Annotated in this window: 18 protein-coding genes; 5 read left to right on the forward strand and 13 right to left on the reverse strand. The window is 38.5% G+C overall.

Annotated elements, in window-relative coordinates; translation table 11 throughout:
* Nucleotides 1-63: 63 nt before the first annotated feature.
* Together H9I37_RS10535 and H9I37_RS10540 are read left to right on the forward strand one after the other, a co-directional pair.
* Nucleotides 64-843, forward strand: a complete 780-nt coding sequence (locus tag H9I37_RS10535) for a DUF3798 domain-containing protein (RefSeq protein WP_187382682.1) — start codon at nt 64-66, stop codon at nt 841-843.
* 51 nt (nt 844-894) lie between these two features.
* Nucleotides 895-1,548, forward strand: coding sequence for a YfcE family phosphodiesterase (locus H9I37_RS10540; RefSeq protein ID WP_187382683.1), 654 nt, complete (start codon nt 895-897; stop codon nt 1,546-1,548).
* On the opposite strand, the gene H9I37_RS10545 is transcribed toward H9I37_RS10540, so the two are convergent.
* The 4 genes from H9I37_RS10545 to H9I37_RS10560 are packed head-to-tail and all read right to left on the reverse strand — an operon-like array spanning nt 1,529 to nt 4,594.
* Nucleotides 1,529-2,200, reverse strand: coding sequence for an MBL fold metallo-hydrolase (locus H9I37_RS10545; protein ID WP_187382684.1), 672 nt, complete (start codon nt 2,198-2,200; stop codon nt 1,529-1,531). The two genes, H9I37_RS10540 and H9I37_RS10545, sit on opposite strands and share 20 nt — an antisense overlap.
* 58 nt (nt 2,201-2,258) lie before the next feature.
* Nucleotides 2,259-3,074, reverse strand: a complete 816-nt coding sequence (locus H9I37_RS10550; RefSeq protein ID WP_187382685.1) for a DbpA RNA binding domain-containing protein — start codon at nt 3,072-3,074, stop codon at nt 2,259-2,261.
* Nucleotides 3,071-3,979, reverse strand: a complete 909-nt coding sequence (locus tag H9I37_RS10555) for a UPF0158 family protein (RefSeq protein WP_187382686.1) — start codon at nt 3,977-3,979, stop codon at nt 3,071-3,073. The genes H9I37_RS10550 and H9I37_RS10555 overlap by 4 nt, the downstream gene beginning before the upstream one ends.
* Nucleotides 3,980-3,982: 3 nt before the next feature.
* Nucleotides 3,983-4,594, reverse strand: coding sequence for an ATP-dependent Clp protease proteolytic subunit (locus H9I37_RS10560; RefSeq protein ID WP_187382687.1), 612 nt, complete (start codon nt 4,592-4,594; stop codon nt 3,983-3,985).
* 121 nt (nt 4,595-4,715) lie between these two features.
* On the opposite strand from H9I37_RS10560, the gene H9I37_RS10565 reads away from it, so the two are divergent.
* The 3 genes from H9I37_RS10565 (at nt 4,716) to H9I37_RS10575 (ending at nt 7,253) form a co-directional block, all read left to right on the forward strand.
* Nucleotides 4,716-5,408, forward strand: coding sequence for a late competence development ComFB family protein (locus tag H9I37_RS10565; protein WP_187382688.1), 693 nt, complete (start codon nt 4,716-4,718; stop codon nt 5,406-5,408).
* Between the two features lie 100 nt (nt 5,409-5,508).
* Entirely contained in the window at nt 5,509-6,990 is a 1,482-nt protein-coding gene (locus tag H9I37_RS10570; RefSeq protein WP_187382689.1) for an alpha-N-arabinofuranosidase, read from the forward strand.
* A gap of 5 nt (nt 6,991-6,995) precedes the next feature.
* Complete coding sequence (locus H9I37_RS10575; protein ID WP_187382690.1) at nt 6,996-7,253, forward strand: DUF6171 family protein; 258 nt, start codon at nt 6,996-6,998, stop codon at nt 7,251-7,253.
* Nucleotides 7,254-7,277: 24 nt separating this feature from the next.
* Here the strand turns inward: H9I37_RS10575 and H9I37_RS10580 are convergent, their stop codons facing one another.
* The 9 genes from H9I37_RS10580 to H9I37_RS10620 form a co-directional block, all read right to left on the reverse strand.
* Nucleotides 7,278-7,925 carry a hypothetical protein gene (locus H9I37_RS10580; RefSeq protein WP_187382691.1) on the reverse strand — a complete coding sequence of 216 codons (648 nt, stop codon included), beginning with the start codon at nt 7,923-7,925 and terminating at the stop codon, nt 7,278-7,280.
* A gap of 84 nt (nt 7,926-8,009) precedes the next feature.
* A complete protein-coding gene (locus H9I37_RS10585; protein ID WP_187382692.1) occupies nt 8,010-9,359 on the reverse strand; it encodes a hypothetical protein in 1,350 nt (449 codons plus the stop codon).
* A gap of 87 nt (nt 9,360-9,446) precedes the next feature.
* The gene (locus H9I37_RS10590; RefSeq protein ID WP_187382693.1) at nt 9,447-10,208 is read right to left on the reverse strand and encodes an outer membrane lipoprotein-sorting protein; all 762 of its coding nucleotides are present in this window, start codon (nt 10,206-10,208) and stop codon (nt 9,447-9,449) included.
* A gap of 25 nt (nt 10,209-10,233) precedes the next feature.
* Nucleotides 10,234-11,586 (reverse strand): ABC transporter permease, encoded by a 1,353-nt coding sequence (locus tag H9I37_RS10595; RefSeq protein WP_187382694.1) that lies wholly within the window; start codon nt 11,584-11,586, stop codon nt 10,234-10,236.
* Between the two features lie 13 nt (nt 11,587-11,599).
* Nucleotides 11,600-13,126, reverse strand: coding sequence for an ABC transporter permease (locus tag H9I37_RS11680; RefSeq protein WP_187382695.1), 1,527 nt, complete (start codon nt 13,124-13,126; stop codon nt 11,600-11,602).
* Between the two features lie 9 nt (nt 13,127-13,135).
* Entirely contained in the window at nt 13,136-13,987 is an 852-nt protein-coding gene (locus H9I37_RS10605; protein WP_187382696.1) for an ABC transporter ATP-binding protein, read from the reverse strand.
* A gap of 116 nt (nt 13,988-14,103) precedes the next feature.
* The gene (gene pth, locus H9I37_RS10610; protein WP_187382697.1) at nt 14,104-14,766 is read right to left on the reverse strand and encodes an aminoacyl-tRNA hydrolase; all 663 of its coding nucleotides are present in this window, start codon (nt 14,764-14,766) and stop codon (nt 14,104-14,106) included.
* On the reverse strand, nt 14,763-15,695 hold the full coding sequence (locus tag H9I37_RS10615) for a DUF4340 domain-containing protein (protein WP_187382698.1): 933 nt from the start codon (nt 15,693-15,695) through the stop codon (nt 14,763-14,765). The genes pth and H9I37_RS10615 overlap by 4 nt, the downstream gene beginning before the upstream one ends.
* Nucleotides 15,696-15,707: 12 nt before the next feature.
* Complete coding sequence (locus tag H9I37_RS10620) at nt 15,708-17,774, reverse strand: GldG family protein (RefSeq protein ID WP_187382699.1); 2,067 nt, start codon at nt 17,772-17,774, stop codon at nt 15,708-15,710.
* Between the last annotated feature and the right edge of the window lie 4 nt (nt 17,775-17,778).

Below are 17,778 nucleotides of genomic sequence, written 5' to 3' on the forward strand. Positions count from 1 at the left end.
ATCTGAAAATAATAAGCTTTTCAAGAAAAATAAAATCAAGTATAATGCACGCAGGGTGTGGGAATGAAAATCAATAAACCGGTAGTTTCAAAGCTTTTTGCAATTTTGTTTGCGGCATCATTTTTTACCGGACTTACATGCTGCAAACAAGAACAGATTGAAACATCGACATCAAATACAATCGAAATAAAACTTCAGACAGGAAATACAGAAAACTTAATCTCGACACCTCAAAAATGGCATGTTACAAATAAACGAATCTTGGTTCTTTTTGGTTATGATTTCAACACGCCGGAAATTAAAGAAACTATCATTGAAATGCTCGGAGACAATTATGGGCTCGATCAAGATGGAGGATTGATTTACCCACTTGTATATCCTGATGATTTTAAACGCGGTACGCGTTCTTATATAAGCGAACTGACATCGTATCTTCAGTCAGATGATAAAGAATTTGCCGGTGTAATTTTGCTCGGTGCTCCTGAAAACACACATGCAGCTCTCGCAAGAAATCAGGACAAGTGGAATCAAGAAGTTCCTTACGCAGTCATCGCTCTTTTCCCGCAAGATGACGTGCTCGGGATTGAATCGACATGCGACATAGTGCTCGATAAAGGTCTATCAGCAGAAATCACAGACGACGAAGTTGAAGGTGAACTTATTGCAGAAGCTCCTGAGATTATAAAGCAGGCTGTCGATTATCTGATAGATACGGAAACTTCTTTTACCCGCGACTCATCTTTACAGCGCCATTTGAAAAACATTTTGAAAGATTTTAAGTTTCATCATCACACGGATCCTGAAACAGGATTGCAATCTATAAATCACTTTATTTTAAATTGATTTTTTACAAAACGAGATTTTTTGGCAAAACGGGATTTTCGGCAGGATTTTATGGAATTCACACAGAGAATTGATGGCTTAATTGGCGAAGAAAAATATATCAAAATGCTTGAGACTAAAGACCTCTCTCGTCTGCTTGTTGTTTCTGATTCACACGGAGAAACTCCGGCTCTAAAATCAATAATCAAAAACTTTGGAAAAACTTGCGACGCACTTATTTTTTGCGGAGATGGACTGTGCGATATTGCGCGCATATTAAACAACTACAATTTAGATGAAGAATTAAAAAACAGCATTCCTCATGTCATCGCACTTGTAAGGGGAAACTGCGACCCAAGTTCCTACCCTGTCACAAAAGAATTTTTCATAACTGCCCCAGACTCGCAGGCTCTAAAAGTAAACGGTCAAAATATTATGATTTTTCACGGTCACAAAGAAGGCGTCAAATACGGAATCAACGCTTTGGACTTTGCGAAAAGAGATGAAAACTGTAAAACTTTTTTTTACGGGCACACACACGTTGCAAGAGAATTGCACAAAGGTGATTTTACTTTTATAAATCCCGGAAGCTGCTCATATCCTCGTTCAGGCCAACCGCCAAGTTTTGCAATTGCAACTGTCGGAAAAACGTTTATCTCAACTTCATTTATAAAAATTAACTATGAAAGTGCAGATAAAAGATTTTCTACATGGCAGCCATTCTAAACCCGAACGAATCATGACCAGGGTAAACAAGAGTGCCGGAAGGAATAATTTTGTAAAGTTTTGCGAGGCTTTGACGCATTTTTATATCATCACCTCCAAGCATATCCGTTCGTCCGTATCCACCGTAATCAAACAAAGTGTCGCCTGAGATTAAAACGCTCTCAGTTTTCTTTGATTCGGTATCGCAGACAAAATCACTTTTATACAGACAGATTGAACCTGGAGTGTGCCCCGGTGTGTGAATAACTTTCCATTCAAAAATGATGTCGCCGTCTTTCACAGTTACATCACAATGCGGCTGCTCTGAAACGACATCCAGCAAATCAGACATTCCAAAGCTGCCCAAAACAGCCCTGTTCATTGGTCCAGGCGGATTTATCAACTCGGCTTCTTCCGATTTATGAACGTATATCAATGCATTCGGGAAAGACTGTTTCACTTGCTTGATGCCTGTTATATGGTCAAAATGAGTGTGAGTTAGGACGATTCCAACACAATCAAGATTTTTAGATTTGATAAAATCAACGATTTTTGTTTCATCACCTGAGAGTTTGCATGCGGCGGGATCGACTACAAAGCATTTTCCTTGCTCAACAGGAACAATCAGAGTGTTCACGCCGAGAATTCCTGTCTGAATTACTTGAATTTCCATATGATAAATAGCGGAGAATCATAAAAACTGTTTTACAATCTTTATAATCCTCCTGTTTTTATACGCCGAACGGTTCCTTATCAGCGGCTGCTTTTTCGGCTGCCATATACGCAGCTGCGTCTTCTGCCGACATATCCGATTCGGAAATACCTTCGCCATTTGAACTGCTGTGTTGCATATCAGACTCTGAAGTCTGATTTCCCGTATTTTCAGTTCCATCAGCTTCGTCATCATCAAGTTTTTGATGACTGTAGCTTACTGCAAGCTTGCGTCCTCTGTAATCATAACCGTTTAATTTGTCGATCGCTGTCTGAGCGTCCGAAGTATAAAGCTGAACAAATGAATAATTAGCTAAAACTTTGATATCTCCGATTCTCTCGCGGTCGATGCCTGCAATTGCTATAAGAATTCCAACAAGGTCACGCGGATAGACTCTGCGGTTTTTACCGATGCTTATAAAAATCGATGTTGCTTCAGATTCAGGAATCTCTACACGTGGATGGCGAGGTCTTTCTTCCTGAGTTTCGTCTGCAAATGATTCTGTCTCTGTCTGGCGGTCGGCACGTGCAGTTTTAAATTCTTGACGATTGTTGCGATTGTTTCTATCCTTGCGGGCATTTCGTCTGTTTCGTTCATCGCGGTCCCCGTTATCGCGACTGCTGCCTCCGAATGAACGGTAACGTTTTAAAGATTCTTTTAACATGTATGCAATGACATACTTTCTCACAGTTAAAGGAACATTCTTCTTAAAAAGTTTATTCAAGTCTGCAAGAATGTCTACATTTTCTGTTGTTCTAACTCTCTCTGTTGCCTGCTGAAGATACTCAGCTAACTGATTTTCATTAATTTCAAATTCATGATTAAATGACATCATTTTTCTCCTAGTAAATATCCGGAAAGTGTTTTCTTAAAACCTGTACGTATCAATAACGGCTGTAGAAAATCCGGAATAATAAAATCTGGAATTAAAATCCATTTCTTTTCGAGCTTTTGAATGTTTGTAACGCACATCGAAATAAGTTCTGTGCTTATTCCAAGCCCTCTAAATTGTTCAGGAACAAAAAGACTTGTGACAATCATAATCTTTTCCTGATTTTTAATAATTGGCGACGCTGTTATACACCCTGCAAAATCATCTGAAAGACTTCGGCAAACAATACCGATTTGGCAAATACAGTCTGCGGCTTCAAACTCAGTCCGCCATATTCTGTAAATCGCATCTCTGACTTCAGATGGCAGTTCTTTATCGTCATTTCTGTCTGCGGCAATATTTAAAAGGATTGTTTCTTTGTCCGAAGAATCATATTCTCTAAACGAAAAATCATCATGCACAAGAGTTTCATCTGATTCCGGCAACTGATCAAGTTTCTCCAATCCCCATATTTCACGCAATGAATTGTACCAATCGTTGATACGTGCTGACATAATTCTGTGCTTAAAAATGTGCCATCGTTTATCAACTTCTGGATAATTTTTTATTACATTTCTAAAATTTCTGAACACCCCTCTTCCTGAATGGAGAACATTTTGCAATTCATCGCGCGCAATCGGCGAATTGAGATGATTTACAAAATCTTCACGAACAGAAAACCCGTCTGCGGAATCCCATTCAGGCAAACTGTAATATTTTTCATTGTCAACCGAAATCCTTTCACCCGAAATTCCGGCGTTTATTTCCACTAACCGATTTGCAGAAGCATCTACAACAAATGAAGAATCTTGGTTTTCCATCGCCGAGATAATGCTGTCCGTAAGTTGATCAGTCAGTTCAAAAATCATAAATTATTTTGGCAAATCTGTGCACTTTGTGACAATTTTACTTATAAGTCCATATTTTACAGATTCATCTGCATCGAGCCAAAAATCGCGATCAGTATCTTTTGTAACTTGCTCAAGTTTTGTTCCGGTTGCATCTGAAATAATCTTGTTCAGTTTTGCGCGGATTTTTTCCATATCTTTCGCATAAATTTCAATATCGGTTGCAACTCCACGCATTCCACCGAGCGGCTGATGAATAAGATAGCGGCTGTTTGGAAGCCCGAGCCTGTTTTCTTTATCAACAGCAAGCAAAACAAGAGTTGCGGCAGAAGCTATCAATCCCATACCAATCAGGTATACAGGAGACTTTACAAAACGAATAATATCATAAATTGCGAATCCTGCATCTACATCTCCTCCTGGAGAATCGATATACATATAAATCGGTTTAGTTTGTTCCGAATCAAGGATCAAAAACTGACGTACGATTGAATCAGCGAGTTCCTTATTTATTTCTCCTGTGAGAATAATCTGGCGTGTTTTTAAAAACTTTTCTGAAAATGGATCAGGTGTTTTTGGAGTTTTTTCTTCCTCATCATCACAAAGAGGAACTTCGTAAATTGATTTTGTTTTCATACAGATAATATAATAAAAAAAACTTGAGTTGGCAATGTATAAACTTGATGGCTGAAAGAATCTGCCTTATAATATTTATAAATGCGAGACAGAACTTTAGCATATTAAGGAGATGATGTATATGAACGTACATAACTTGATGGAAGACATTGTTATTAAATCTGTAAATAAAATTTATGATACAATCAAAGAAAGTGGGGCAGCGTGGCTCAGTTGCGACTGCGAAAACTGCCGTCTTGATACAGTAAGTTATGTATTAAACAGAATTCCGCCTAAATATGTAATTTCAGGTCGAGGTGTAACATACGCAGCCGATACGATTTACAGCCAGCAGATGGCAGCAGATATAGATTCCCTTGCTCTTGAAGGAATCAGAATTGTAAGCAACACAAAGCGCCCGTTCCACACACATGACAGAAAAGAATGCACTGTTGAAGGGGATTCAAAGCCGGCGTTCAATTTTTCAACATTCATGGGAAGCATTCTTGACGGAACAACTTTTGAACCTGTTACCGGGGCAACGCTGCTCCTTAAGTTAGATGGCAAACAAGTAGAGATGGCAGACAAAACATGGTCAAACCCATATACGACAGTAAAAAGCACAAAAGGAAAATATTCTTTCTGGGTAAAATCTATCAGTGCGGATAAAGCGGGAATCTCAAAAACTTTTCACTTTTCACTTGAAGTAAAGGCGCCGAATTACGAGCCTTTTGTATATCATTTTGAAATTCCTCTGATAAGCGAACCTGGTACGCGAAATGAATTGGATTCAACTTATTCGTTGAAATTAAAAGATTTGGTCTTATTCAAATAAGCCGATATCTGATTTTCCAATTTCCATATAGTTTTGTTATACACATATCCTCGTTTTACCTAATAATTATATCAAACACATAATTCAATAGGAAATTTTTATGGATACAGTTATTGTAAATGCCGATTACGACGGCAAACAAATTAGCCGCGATATTTACGGTCATTTTAGTGAGCACCTTGGACGCTGTATTTACGGCGGCTTTTGGGTTGGAAAAAATTCCGATATTCCGAATATCAACGGGTACAGAAAAGATGTTGTAGAAGCATTTAAAGAGATTGATATTCCAAATCTTCGCTGGCCGGGCGGATGTTTTGCTGATGAATACCATTGGCGTGATGGAGTCGGTGCTTGCGAAACACGAAAACGCATGATAAACACCCATTGGGGTGGAGTTTTAGAGGACAACAGCTTTGGGACAGACGAGTTTTTCGGATTGTGTGAAATTTTAGGCTGTAAACCATACGTAAACGGAAACGTTGGAAGCGGTTCTGTTCAAGAAATGTCTGAATGGGTTGAATACATAACATTTGGAGGCGAATCTCCTATCAGTAAGCTCCGAGAAAAAAATGGACATAAAGAACCGTGGAAACTTCCGTTTTTTTGCGTTGGAAATGAAAACTGGGGCTGCGGCGGAAACATGAAACCTGAATATTATGCAGATTTATACCGCCGTTATCAGACTTATGTACGTCAATATGGCGCAACAAAAATATTTAAGATTGCGTGCGGTCCAAACACTTCCGACTGGAACTGGACAGATGTCTTAATGAAAGAAGCTGGAAATTTTATGGACGGGCTCTCTCTTCATCATTATACGATTGAACCCGACTGGAGCAACAAACACACGGCGACAGGCTTTGATGAAAAAGGCTGGTATATTGCCCTCAAAAATGCATCTTTTATGGAAACGCTTATCAGGCGGCATGATGAGATTATGTCAAAATATGATCCCGAAAAACGTGTAGCACTTGTCGTTGACGAATGGGGAATGTGGCATGCTGTTGAACCGGAAACAAACCCGGGATTTCTCTATCAGCAAAATACTATCCGTGATGCTCTTGTGGCAGGAATTACGTTAAATATTTTTAACAATCACTGTGACCGCGTACGGGTTGCAAATATTGCACAAGCAGTAAATGTCCTTCAATCTCCTGTCCTTACTGAAGGCGATAAGATGATAAAGACTCCAACATGGTACGTTTTTCATATGTATAAATCGCACATGGATGCGACTCATCTCACGAGTTCTGTTGCCTCTAATGAAATCGGGATGGACAATGCTCGTATCATTTCGCTCACATCATCGGCTTCATACAAAAGAGATGTTTACACTGTAACTTTGACAAATGCGTCTCTAAGAGAAAACAAACAAGTTTGCGTAAAGCTGAGTGGTCTTTCCCAAAAAATTAAGTCGGCAGAAGCTACAGTTTTGACCGCCGATAGCATGAACAGCTGTAACACATTTGCGCAACCAGATAGTGTAGTTGAAAAAAAAGGAACTGTAAAAATCACTTCTGAGAATGAAGTCGAAGTTACATTGCCTGCAATGAGTGTTTTGCAACTGACGATGACAAAATAGGCGAAATGGATAAGATTATCTGCCCTGTCTGTGACAATAAAGCATCGCTCGCCTCAATGGACATGACTCCTCAGCTAGTAGAAGAGCTTGCCGCTCATGAACAGATTTTTGATTATGTAGGCGAATCTTGTTACAACGAGCGGCTCAAAATCTGTAACAATTGTTCAGAGCTTATTGGAGGAATGACATGTGCGGTCTGCGGTTGTTTTGTCCATTTTAGAGCAAGGCATAAGACATCAATCTGTATAAAAGGAAAATGGTAAAAGCTCCAGTGACTTTTTAATTATCTACCAGTTTTCGAGATTCCATTCAGCTCCATCAAAACCGCAAAGCTCTCTAAAATAAGGCACTTTATAAAACGCCTCGATAAATCCCAGCCAGTCTTCAACATTTTTATGATGAAATCTCTGGATTACGATGGTTTTGAGTTGAAGGAAATTTGTACTCACCGTTGCCCAGAGTTCAAGTCCGCGTGGAAGATTGTGAACAAGGACTTCAAAGGCTTCGTAAATATCTTGCTTGTTTCCTGACTTTTTTGCCATTACATATTTTGCATAATTATTGCGCGTTTCTTTTTTTGAATTTTCAGAAACATATTTTGTGAATGGGTCGTAATCTGAAGTCATGAATTTATCCATGCTGTGCATTGTCGACTGCGACATAACTATATCGGCAAAATGATAGCGCTGGAATTCAGGCATAAATACACCATTGCCTTTTATATCAAACACGACGAGAATGCCTTTTAAATAAGCGTCGTGTGATTGATGAGAATGCATATTTCCGCCAAGAGCTTTTGCAACTTTCCACTGCCTGTTATCATCAGTTTTATCAAAAGAAACAGATGTATCAATTTCTCCTGCGTTGAAAGAATTTGATTTTGCGTTTAATGCTCTGTCAAGCCCGAAAACTTCTATATTTTTAACTTCTACCATTTTTGACCTCTTTATAATAGATTTATGGATGCAAGCATGAACCTGCATCCATATCTTAAAGAGTATACAAAATTTTACAAAAAATTAAAACTTACCGCCGCCAAGTTTTACAGTAAGCTTAAGCGATGTCACAGGAACTTTGTTATAATCTTCCCAGCTTACATTTGGTCCTGCCGAAATACTAAAATTATCAAAAGGCGAATAATTCAGCATTGCAGATGCAGTGACATGGTTGATTTTTGCATTATTTGAGAGTTTTGCGGCGTTCAAAGCCATAGTTTCTTCGGCAGACAGATCAGTTCGAGAGAGCGCATCGTCTATGCTGTGCTTACCAAAATTTGCCATAGCAAATACTGTCGCTGTAAGATTTTTAGCATTTCCTAACTTTCCAAAACTAACATTCAACGTAATATTGTGACCGTAAGTTCCTAACTCATGGGCAAAGTCTTTTTTATTGCCGTCAAAATAATACTGTCCCATCAAATTGATTTGAGGGTCTTTCCAGTAATAGCTTAAGCCTGCAGTAGCCTGCAAAATACTTGTTTTACCATTCCAATTTGTATTTTTTTGCCATTCAGATAAAGCGCCGTACTGATAAACAACTTCACCAAACAGCGAGACTTTTTTTACGCTTCCGCTCGCGGTTACCATCGCCTTAGGAGCGTTCTGGTATTTCCAAAAACCACCAACTCCTAATTCCCAGCCTCCAAGTACAAATTCATATTTACCGGCAAGTCCTGTGCTTCTCGCGTAAGAATCAACAGTTCCGGCAGCAAAGTCAGTTGAGGGAATTACATAAAGCCAAACACAGTTGCGAGAATCAGGGAATGTGATTTGTGTGCGAAGATTTAGAGCGCCGTTCACCTGCTCTGTAGGGTTTTCCGGGTCGATTGAAGATGTGTTGATTACATCAGACACAGGGCTGAAGAAGTAACCTGTTCCCCAAGTGACAGTGTGAAGACCAAAGCGGAAAAAAACTCTGTCGGCAAATGAAAAATCTGTGAACATCTCTTTTAGCGTAAACCAGTCTTTTACGGATGTTCCGCCGGGAGTTGTAATTGCCTTTACTTCAAACGGATAAGCAATTCCAAACTTAGTATACATTCGCAAAGTTTGTGTTGGCCTTGCGTCAACTGACAAAAAAGAACTCAATGATGGGGAAAGTTTTGTATCTTTTATATTTTCGCCAATATTTTTACCGTTTTCTTTATCAAAAAGCGTTGTTGTTGTAGAAATAGAAGCGCCAAGGCTTCCTCCTATTTTTACAGAACCATTTTCAAACAAAGAACCTTTGCTCAAATCTGATTTGGCCGAAACTTCATTAACCTCTTCAATTCCGTCATCGCCAAACAAATCTTCATCTGCCTGTGCGAATAGACTGTTCCCTACAAAAATAAACGTCGCAAAAAGTGCGATATATTTAAATTTCTTCATATTATCTCCAAAATAACTCGACACGATTTTACGCAGATATGTACCGATATTTTTCGTACAAATCTGCATCTATATGCGCCACAAAAACTAGTTCAATCCTTCAAGATACGCTTTTGTAAAAATCTTGTTTGGCAATGTGTCAAAAGTCAAATCAGAGACAATCTGAGTTGTCTGCTCTCCAACGTTTAACTCATCGCGTATGATCGCCTGCATTGCAACATAACCTGCAGGAACTTTTGCGTATTTTGGAAAGAGAATTGTGCGCATCAATCTGTCTGAGCCGGAAAAATCTTCCTCTTTTAAAATAAGAGTAACATCCTTTCTGACATAATATTTTACTTTAGCATAAGAAGGCTCTGTAGTCTTAGCTTTCAAAGTGATGATATCTACATCGAATTTGCCAAGTTTTCCACTTTCAATCGCCTCAACATCGTAATTATTTCGCCACCTAGTTTTGTTCTGCTCAACGTCGTCTAAGTTTACATTTGAGTCGCCGAGCGCTTCTTTTATGGAAGTATGTGAAAATTTACGACCGATTGGATCATAAGACCAGATGTTGTCTCCATCGCGAAGATATCCTATCCCTTTATCTGCTTCAGGGAAAAGCTGAACCATTGTCATCAAGTTTTTGTGTGTGCGCTCAAAAATCTTGTACTGAAGATTTGATTTTGGTTTGCCGGGCTTTTCAATTATGAGCGAAAGTGTCGCAGAATAATCGCCGTTGTAAGCGAGGATATCTTCTGTAGACTCCATAATCTTATATGCGCGCTCTGAATCAATATCTGATGCATTTGCAAAAACTGATGTGAGAATTGAAAACACAAATAGTAACGATAATATTTTTTTCATATTATAAATCTCCTTTAGTTATCGATTATTTAACAGTACGCAAGGCTTCGGCAGGATTCATTTTTGCAGCCTGTTTTGCGCTTCCTCGTACCGCAAATGTCGTAAGTATAATCAAAATCAAATACTGGATTATGATAGAAACAATCGAGAGCTTGAATGTAAAATGCCCCTTTTTAAGAAAGAACGAAAGCGATTCATTTGCAATTGGAATAAAATGAACAATTGTCATAACAATTGTCGCAATAATCAATCCGGCAATAGCACCGATTATACATAAGATAACCGCCTCATTTGTAAATATCCGCCGAGTATCTTTGCCACTCATTCCGAGAGCACGCATTGTTCCAATCTCACGGATTCGTTCATACAAAACCATGCGATATGTATTTGAAACGCCGACCATTACAATCAAAAGAATTACGATTAAGATGACCGTCGTAATGATATGAACAATGTTCAGTACAGTCTCAATCTGCGGAACCTGGTCATAAAATGTTGTAGACATATATTTAACGCCTTGCCACTCGTACTTTTTGTTTGGATTTACTTGTTTTCGAAGTCCTGTAGCAATGTTTTTTGGATTTGTTCTCATTGCCTCAGCACGGCTCGTGACGCTTACATCAGGATTTGACTCGTGGTCTTTGCTGATTCTCTCTTCAATAAAGTTAGCCAAAAGAGTCTGCTGTTTTTTATTTTTTAGATAAACAGAAAAAAGAGAATATCCACCGACAGGCATCTCTAAAAATTCATTTACATCTTCAATATCAGCATAAGATTGTATTGAGCTGAAAAATCCACTTGATTTTAGGATTCCGGTCACAGTCATATCTGCAAATGTATTTTGGCCATAAACTGTAGTCGTAGAATAAAGGATATTGTCACCGACTTGCAAGTTCAATGCGGATGCTGTTTTATCGCTGATTATAATTCCATTTTTGATATCTGTGTTTACACCGCCCGAAACAAACTGAAACGAATCGTTCAGCCTCTTATCCTTAAGGTCGCGTCCATAAAGCTGAATAGTATTTTTTTTACCGCTAAAAATGATATATCCATAAGAATCTGTGAACGATGAGTAATATTCATAAGGAATTTTACTTTCATCTACGATGTTCTTGATATAATTTTTATTGCGCATGATGGTTGCGGTTGACGCTTTTCCTCCAGGGGTAGAAGGCTTAATATATTCAAACCCCTGAATCAGCACATTGCCACCTAAAAGTTGAGTAATCTGATTTTCAAGATTCCCGACCATACCCGTTGTCAACCCTTCGATTGCTGTTACAACAAAGAATCCGAATGCAATTGCAATCGCAAGAATAGCATTACGTCGTTTGTTACGAGTAAGGTTTCTTAACGCCAAATTAACTGTTTTCATTTCAATTTCTCCTCTACTCTTTGCTCAGTGCCTTAATTGGTGTAATTTTGAGTGCTGATTTTACAGGATACATATTTGCAAATAAGCCTCCAACAATCGCTACACCAATTATAAGAATGACAATCTGTGGGGTTGGGCTAAAGTGAAGCATTCCGCCACCAAGAATTTCCTTTGCAATCGCATTTGTGATTGTTAAGTTTAACGAATTAAAAATAAGCATCACAATAAAGGCAAAAATAATTCCTCCTACAGATGAGAGCGATGTAAGGATTAATGCTTCAGAATTGAAAAGACGTCTTACAAATTTCTTCTCCGCTCCAATAGCGCGCATTGTTCCAATTTCACTAGTACGCTCAAAAACAGAAACGACCATAGTATTCATGATGATGATAAATACAACGATTGCAAGAATTATGATAAGGATATTGAAAATATATCCTATTCCGTCAACTGTACTAGAATATGAATATGCCCCTTTTTTCCAGTTCATAGCCTGCGCGTTTAACCCTTCCTCTTTAAAGCGTTTGTTGAGTTCCACCACGAGTCTTTTATCAGCGCGAGCATTATCAAGCCTTAACAAGATATATTGCCACGAACCATCATCAGTTTTGTTGAGTTCATTGCGGAGAGTTGTATCACCGAGAATATTATCAAATCCAACTGATGAATCACCGAGAACGGCTGAGCCACCGTCCATCGAAACATCATCTTCATAGCCAAACAGGTCGTCTTCAGACAAAGATGAAAGTGAAAGATCCACATTACTAGGCAATTCCTCCTTAAAAGAAGAGGCATAAGTCAAATCCGCAAAGGAACGGGCAAGACTTGGCTCACAGTAAATTGGCTGATACATCGCAGAATGCTCGTTTGCAGGTTTGTATATGCCGGAAACTTTTGCTTCACGAATCTTTCCACCAGATGACATCCCCATAATCGAAACTGCATCTCCAACTTTTAAATCTTTTTTGTAGACAGCTTTTATATTTTCTAAAATACGATTATCAACAATTATCTCATTTGAACCCGGCGTTGGATAAGAGCCCTCGATTATTTTCAAATCAGGGAACATATCTCTATAAGTTCCGTCTTCGCCAGCAAAGAGTACTGCACTTGGATATTTTGAATAATCTAAATCATCATTTTCTGTTAACACCGATAAATCAACTTCAGTTCCAATAGAAACCATAACTGTTGCTGTAATTAACTTTGTCTGTTTTTTTACGCTTTTCGTCTCTGCAATAATTTTTTCAATTTTTTCAAGGTCAGCAAGCCCCGGAACCTTCAGACTGTCGATACTGCCTCCTGTTGAAATCACGCCACCAATATCTATTATAGTTCCTTTTTCCGGAATTGGAGAAATCACAATATCGGAAGTAACATTAGCTCTAAAATCTTTTTCAAGCCCACGGTTTATAGATTCAAGGAACGAATTTCCCATGATTACAATCGCTACTCCAAAGAGTATAAACAAAGAGATAATCAAGGTTTTAGATTTATGTTCCTTAAGATTCCGCAGTGCTAATTTTATTATATCTTTCACGGCAAACTCCTAAATTTTATAAACATCTGAGCCAGTCTTGTGTTCGTCATTTTTTACCTGACCGTCAAGAATATGAACAACATGGTCGCACATATCTACAATACGTGAATCGTGCGTAGAAAAAATAAATGTAGTCTGCAAATCCGGATCTTTATTCAAAGATTTCATCAATTTTAGAATCTGTTCAGAGTTCTTTGAGTCAAGGTTTGCTGTAGGCTCATCGGCAAGAATTACAGGCGCTTTTGTGACAAGAGCGCGAGCGATTGCAACACGCTGTCGCTGTCCGCCAGAAAGTTCGTTTGCCTTATGATTTTTCCAATCAGAAAGTCCAACCTTTTCCATCAAAAAGCAAATCCATTCTTCTTTCTGAGCTTTTGTAAAGCTATCTACAGGAGATTTTGAATCAGGATTTTTTGATTCAAGAAGAAGAGGAAATTCAATATTTTCGTAAACATTTAACACAGGAATAAGGTTGAAAGTTTGGAATATAAACCCGATATGTGAGCGACGGAGAGCTGTGATTCTGCGGTCGAGCTTTGGAGGGATTGAAACAAGCGTTTTTTTCTTTTTACCACCATCTTTCTTAGATTCAGAAGTCGCCCATCTAGTATCGGCAACTTCAGTTTTCAAAAGGTCAACGCCATCGTAAACATCAGTTCCTCCAATCACAATTGAACCGGAACTCGGCAAGTCTATCAAACCTACCATATTTAAAATTGTCGATTTACCGGAACCAGACGGTCCTGAAATCGCAGCAAATTCTCCTTTTTCAATTTCAAATGTAACACCACGTACCGCTTCAATCCTTTCTTTTCCAAGAGGATAGAACTTGTGCACATCCTTCAAACTAACTACAGCCATAACATTCTCCTTAACTGTCATTTTTTTATATTAAGACGATTTATAAATCACCATTATACTGTATCTAACATAGTATAATTATCGTAGTATGTCAATATATTTATATATAATCATTTTTATTGTGAAATAAGATTTTTCTTTCCCCAGTTTTGAACTAAATCTTGCGTTTTTTTAGAAAGCAGGACTTTCACGAAAAGAACATTTGCCTGACTGAACACGCTCTGCATGATTTCCTGCTGCTCTGCTGTAAAACGGCTCAAGACCCAATCTGCTACCCCTATTTTATCGTTATCTGGTCTGCCGATTCCGAATCGTAAGCGCCAAAAATCAGGAGTATTTAAAACGAGCTTAGTTGAACGCAAACCGTTGTGTCCGCCGAGCCCTCCGCTCCATTTTAGGCTTACAAAACCTAACGCAAGTTCAAGCTCATCGTGGACAATCATAATATCTTCCGGTTTGATTTTATAAAAGTTTGCCGCTTCGATTACGCTTTCGCCGCTGAGGTTCATGTAAGTCATCGGTTTTAAAAAAAATATGCGGTCAGGGGCTTCTTGAGGGACTGCGACAGGCGTTCCGTCCTTTTTTGAACAGATTTTTGTTTCGCAGGCAAAGTCGGCAAGTTCACTAGGTGTGACGCTTGCGATTTCGCCTTTAAATTTGCTCTGCCATTTTAATTTATCAGCAAACGGCAGAGAGTCTTCAAAATACCAAGCAATGTTGTGCCTGGTTTTCTCATATTCTTTCCCATAATTCCCCAAAAAAACTGCCAGCTTTATCATTTTGCAAGTTCATCCGTATTTTTGAGATATTTATCTACACTGTTTTTGTTTACTTTGAATGTATATGGAGTTTCACTCGATTTTCCAAAATACTGCTGAGCTGTTTCGCTTTTCGACATTTTCTTTTCATAAATTTCAACTGAAGTTGTCTTAGTTGCATGCTCAATTTTGGCAGAAACAATTTTTGTTCCTTCAAGATTTGCGTCGTCTTCATACCATTCGCTTGTTGTAAGATTTGCAAAACCTTCAAGAAAATTCTTTGCTTTTATAGAATCAACTTGAATATCTGTCCCACTTACATTCCATGAAACTTCTTCGCCGTTTACAATCCTTGAAACGGTGACAGTTTTTCCTTCTACGCCATTTTTTGAATAATCAGTGATAGAAATCCCTGTCATCTCTTCGGCATTCAAATTGAATACGATTTCTGAACGGATTTTCTGAACATTTGTTGCAAAAATATCTTTTAATTTTCCTGCAATAAGATAAATATCTTTACCGTCGTCAAAAGTTCCATAACATTGGGAATCGTTTATAGCTTTTTTGCCGATTGTGACTGTTCTCAAAACTTTATCGCCTTTTTTTACTGTCACTACAGTTGCCTTGCCTTCATTCAGTTCATAGCGTTCCACTTCCGATTGACGCGAAGTAGAACCGACTTTATTGAGAGCTCTGATAGAAGATAACGAGCTAATAAATTCGTCGACAGTTGCCTGATTTGCAGGATACTTTTTCTCTCCTACAAACCATTTTCCATCATCCATTTTGATGTTTATATTTTCATCAGGAGTGATGATTCCGATAGAGTCAGGGGTGTCTGTAAATTTAAAATATTTAGTCGTATCATGTGATTTTCTGCCCCACTGAAAAATGCAGACAGCCAAAAGAACGACATCTGCAATAATCAAAATCAATTTTCTAGTTTTCATCTCAGCCACCTTTTATTCCTGTTTTGTAATTGTTCTTGTGTCATCAGGATTGTATTTTTTATTGATTTCTCTTTTGCGTTTTATGCGCATTCTCCAGACGATAAACCATACAATCACAACCCCTAAAGTCAATCCGTACTGGCAGAATATCTTCCAGAAGTTAGCTGCGGCAGAACTTTTCACGGTGAGGTTGTTTACAGCAAGGCTTTTTGTACGCATAGCGCACAAATCTTCGTTTCCATTCATATAATCTATGACGTTCATGATGAACATAGAAATTGGAGTTGAACCACTGTCATCTGTTACTTGACCAGTCGTAATTGAAGATGAGCCTGCGACAAATATTTTTCCGGGCATCACGCTTGAAGCTATGTGATTTGATGTGACAAGCTCGTTGCCTGAATTTCCAGAATTGTTTTCCTGAACCGGAAATCCTTCGAATGCACTTTTGAATTTTCCTTCGACCATCACTGCTAATGGGTAAGATTTTAATTTGTCTTTTGCAGGCGGCTGAATCATCAGCGGATTCAAAAGAATTCCATCAGACATTGTCCAAGCTTCATCGGAAGATTTTGCGAGAACGGTAACTTTTGTATCATCGTCAGCTTCCGCATCCGAAATATCGAGTGAAGAATTCTCAAGCATTATCACAAAACCGAGGTTGTTTGTAATTGCACTGTTTTTAGCAAGCTGACTTTTGTGCAAGACAGGAGCCCAATAATAGTTCAACTTTCCGTACTGTTGATTGTTTACCTGATAGCTGTTTGAATCCATCACCATGTTGTTTTCAATTTTTACACCATATTTATCCAACAACCTGCTTATGTTTGACGTATTTGGAACATAGCTTGGCATTGAATAACCCCTCATTTGGTCATTGTCGTCGGCATAAACTCCTGACAAAAAAAATAAAATATTTCCGCCGCGCATTACAAACTGGTCGAGCTTATACAATTCCTCTTCCGTGTAATCATTTTTTGAGCCGTTTACAATCACCGAATTCATTCCCACAGGAATATCCGAAGAGTTCAAATCGATATCTTCAAGTTTATACATGCCGGAAATCAGAGTTTGCAAGTTGCCTGCATTTTCCGCTGAAGTGTGTTTCAACTCTCCATGCCCGGTTATATATCCGATTGAAGTCACATTAGACAAAAGGCTCTGTAAACCATCTGTGATTGCAGACTCTACATCTTCAAGTCCACCGATTGAATAACCAAAGAATGACTGCTTGATTTCAAATGGGAGGCTGTAAAATTTGTCACCGTGTTCGAGTATAAGCCCTACAGCCGCCTTTTGAGCCTCTTTATTGGAGTCGGTGTAAGAAACAGACTGAATACCGTATTTTTCTACAAGTGCGGTAACTTGCGCTGTTGAAGGAGATACGTGATTAAAATCGAGCCTGTCCATATTCTTTGCATTTACGCTCTTGTATGCTTTTTTTACGATATCTTCCGCCTGTTCAGCGCCGTTTATCCCAAGCTGCTTAAGAGAATCGCTTAAATAAAGAGTCAGCGTGATTTTATCGTCTTTTTTTAATCCTGCGAGAGTATCAGACATTGAAATCATCTTCGACATTGCAGATGTAAGTTTAAATTCAAAACTGTCAGCCGTCGTGATAGGGTTTATTGTCTGTATGCTGTCGCCATAAGTGATGACGATGCCCATGTACCCCTGTTTGAATCCGACTTCGTTGTTTTTTACTTCCTGAATCTGAATCCGGCTCAAACCGAGACTATCGGCAAGTTCTGCATTTTCCGGTTTTGTTGTATCTACAAATGAAACAGAAAAGTTTTTATTTGCGACTCCTTTGTATTCAACGAGAATATCTTTTACATATTGAGCTACACTGTTATAAGGAGACGGAAGATTTTCGTCAAAAAAAGCTCTCACAGAAAGCGGCTGCTCAAGATTTTTTACAACTGTTTTACTTCCTTTTGAAAGCGAGTAAGATTTTGGAGCCGTAAGGTCAAATCTTGCAAACAAGTTGTAACTTGCGAGATTTATAAAGACAATCAGAAATAAAAATAAAACAAAATCTGATTTTGGACTTTTTAGCCAGTTTATTATTTTTTTCATTTGC

The organism is Treponema sp. Marseille-Q3903 (assembly GCF_014334335.1).
In the GTDB taxonomy this organism is placed as follows: Bacteria; Spirochaetota; Spirochaetia; order Treponematales; family Treponemataceae; genus Treponema_D.

Bases quoted from the DNA above. Each gene is read 5' to 3' on its own strand.
- H9I37_RS10535 (WP_187382682.1), top strand. From the start codon at position 64: ATGAAAATCAATAAACCGGTAGTTTCAAAGCTTTTTGCAATTTTGTTT.
- H9I37_RS10540 (WP_187382683.1), top strand. From the start codon at position 895: ATGGAATTCACACAGAGAATTGATGGCTTAATTGGCGAAGAAAAATAT.
- H9I37_RS10545 (WP_187382684.1), bottom strand. From the start codon at position 2,200: ATGGAAATTCAAGTAATTCAGACAGGAATTCTCGGCGTGAACACTCTG.
- H9I37_RS10550 (WP_187382685.1), bottom strand. From the start codon at position 3,074: ATGATGTCATTTAATCATGAATTTGAAATTAATGAAAATCAGTTAGCT.
- H9I37_RS10555 (WP_187382686.1), bottom strand. From the start codon at position 3,979: ATGATTTTTGAACTGACTGATCAACTTACGGACAGCATTATCTCGGCG.
- H9I37_RS10560 (WP_187382687.1), bottom strand. From the start codon at position 4,594: ATGAAAACAAAATCAATTTACGAAGTTCCTCTTTGTGATGATGAGGAA.
- H9I37_RS10565 (WP_187382688.1), top strand. From the start codon at position 4,716: ATGAACGTACATAACTTGATGGAAGACATTGTTATTAAATCTGTAAAT.
- H9I37_RS10570 (WP_187382689.1), top strand. From the start codon at position 5,509: ATGGATACAGTTATTGTAAATGCCGATTACGACGGCAAACAAATTAGC.
- H9I37_RS10575 (WP_187382690.1), top strand. From the start codon at position 6,996: ATGGATAAGATTATCTGCCCTGTCTGTGACAATAAAGCATCGCTCGCC.
- H9I37_RS10580 (WP_187382691.1), bottom strand. From the start codon at position 7,925: ATGGTAGAAGTTAAAAATATAGAAGTTTTCGGGCTTGACAGAGCATTA.
- H9I37_RS10585 (WP_187382692.1), bottom strand. From the start codon at position 9,359: ATGAAGAAATTTAAATATATCGCACTTTTTGCGACGTTTATTTTTGTA.
- H9I37_RS10590 (WP_187382693.1), bottom strand. From the start codon at position 10,208: ATGAAAAAAATATTATCGTTACTATTTGTGTTTTCAATTCTCACATCA.
- H9I37_RS10595 (WP_187382694.1), bottom strand. From the start codon at position 11,586: ATGAAAACAGTTAATTTGGCGTTAAGAAACCTTACTCGTAACAAACGA.
- H9I37_RS10605 (WP_187382696.1), bottom strand. From the start codon at position 13,987: ATGGCTGTAGTTAGTTTGAAGGATGTGCACAAGTTCTATCCTCTTGGA.
- pth (WP_187382697.1), bottom strand. From the start codon at position 14,766: ATGATAAAGCTGGCAGTTTTTTTGGGGAATTATGGGAAAGAATATGAG.
- H9I37_RS10615 (WP_187382698.1), bottom strand. From the start codon at position 15,695: ATGAAAACTAGAAAATTGATTTTGATTATTGCAGATGTCGTTCTTTTG.
- H9I37_RS10620 (WP_187382699.1), bottom strand. From the start codon at position 17,774: ATGAAAAAAATAATAAACTGGCTAAAAAGTCCAAAATCAGATTTTGTT.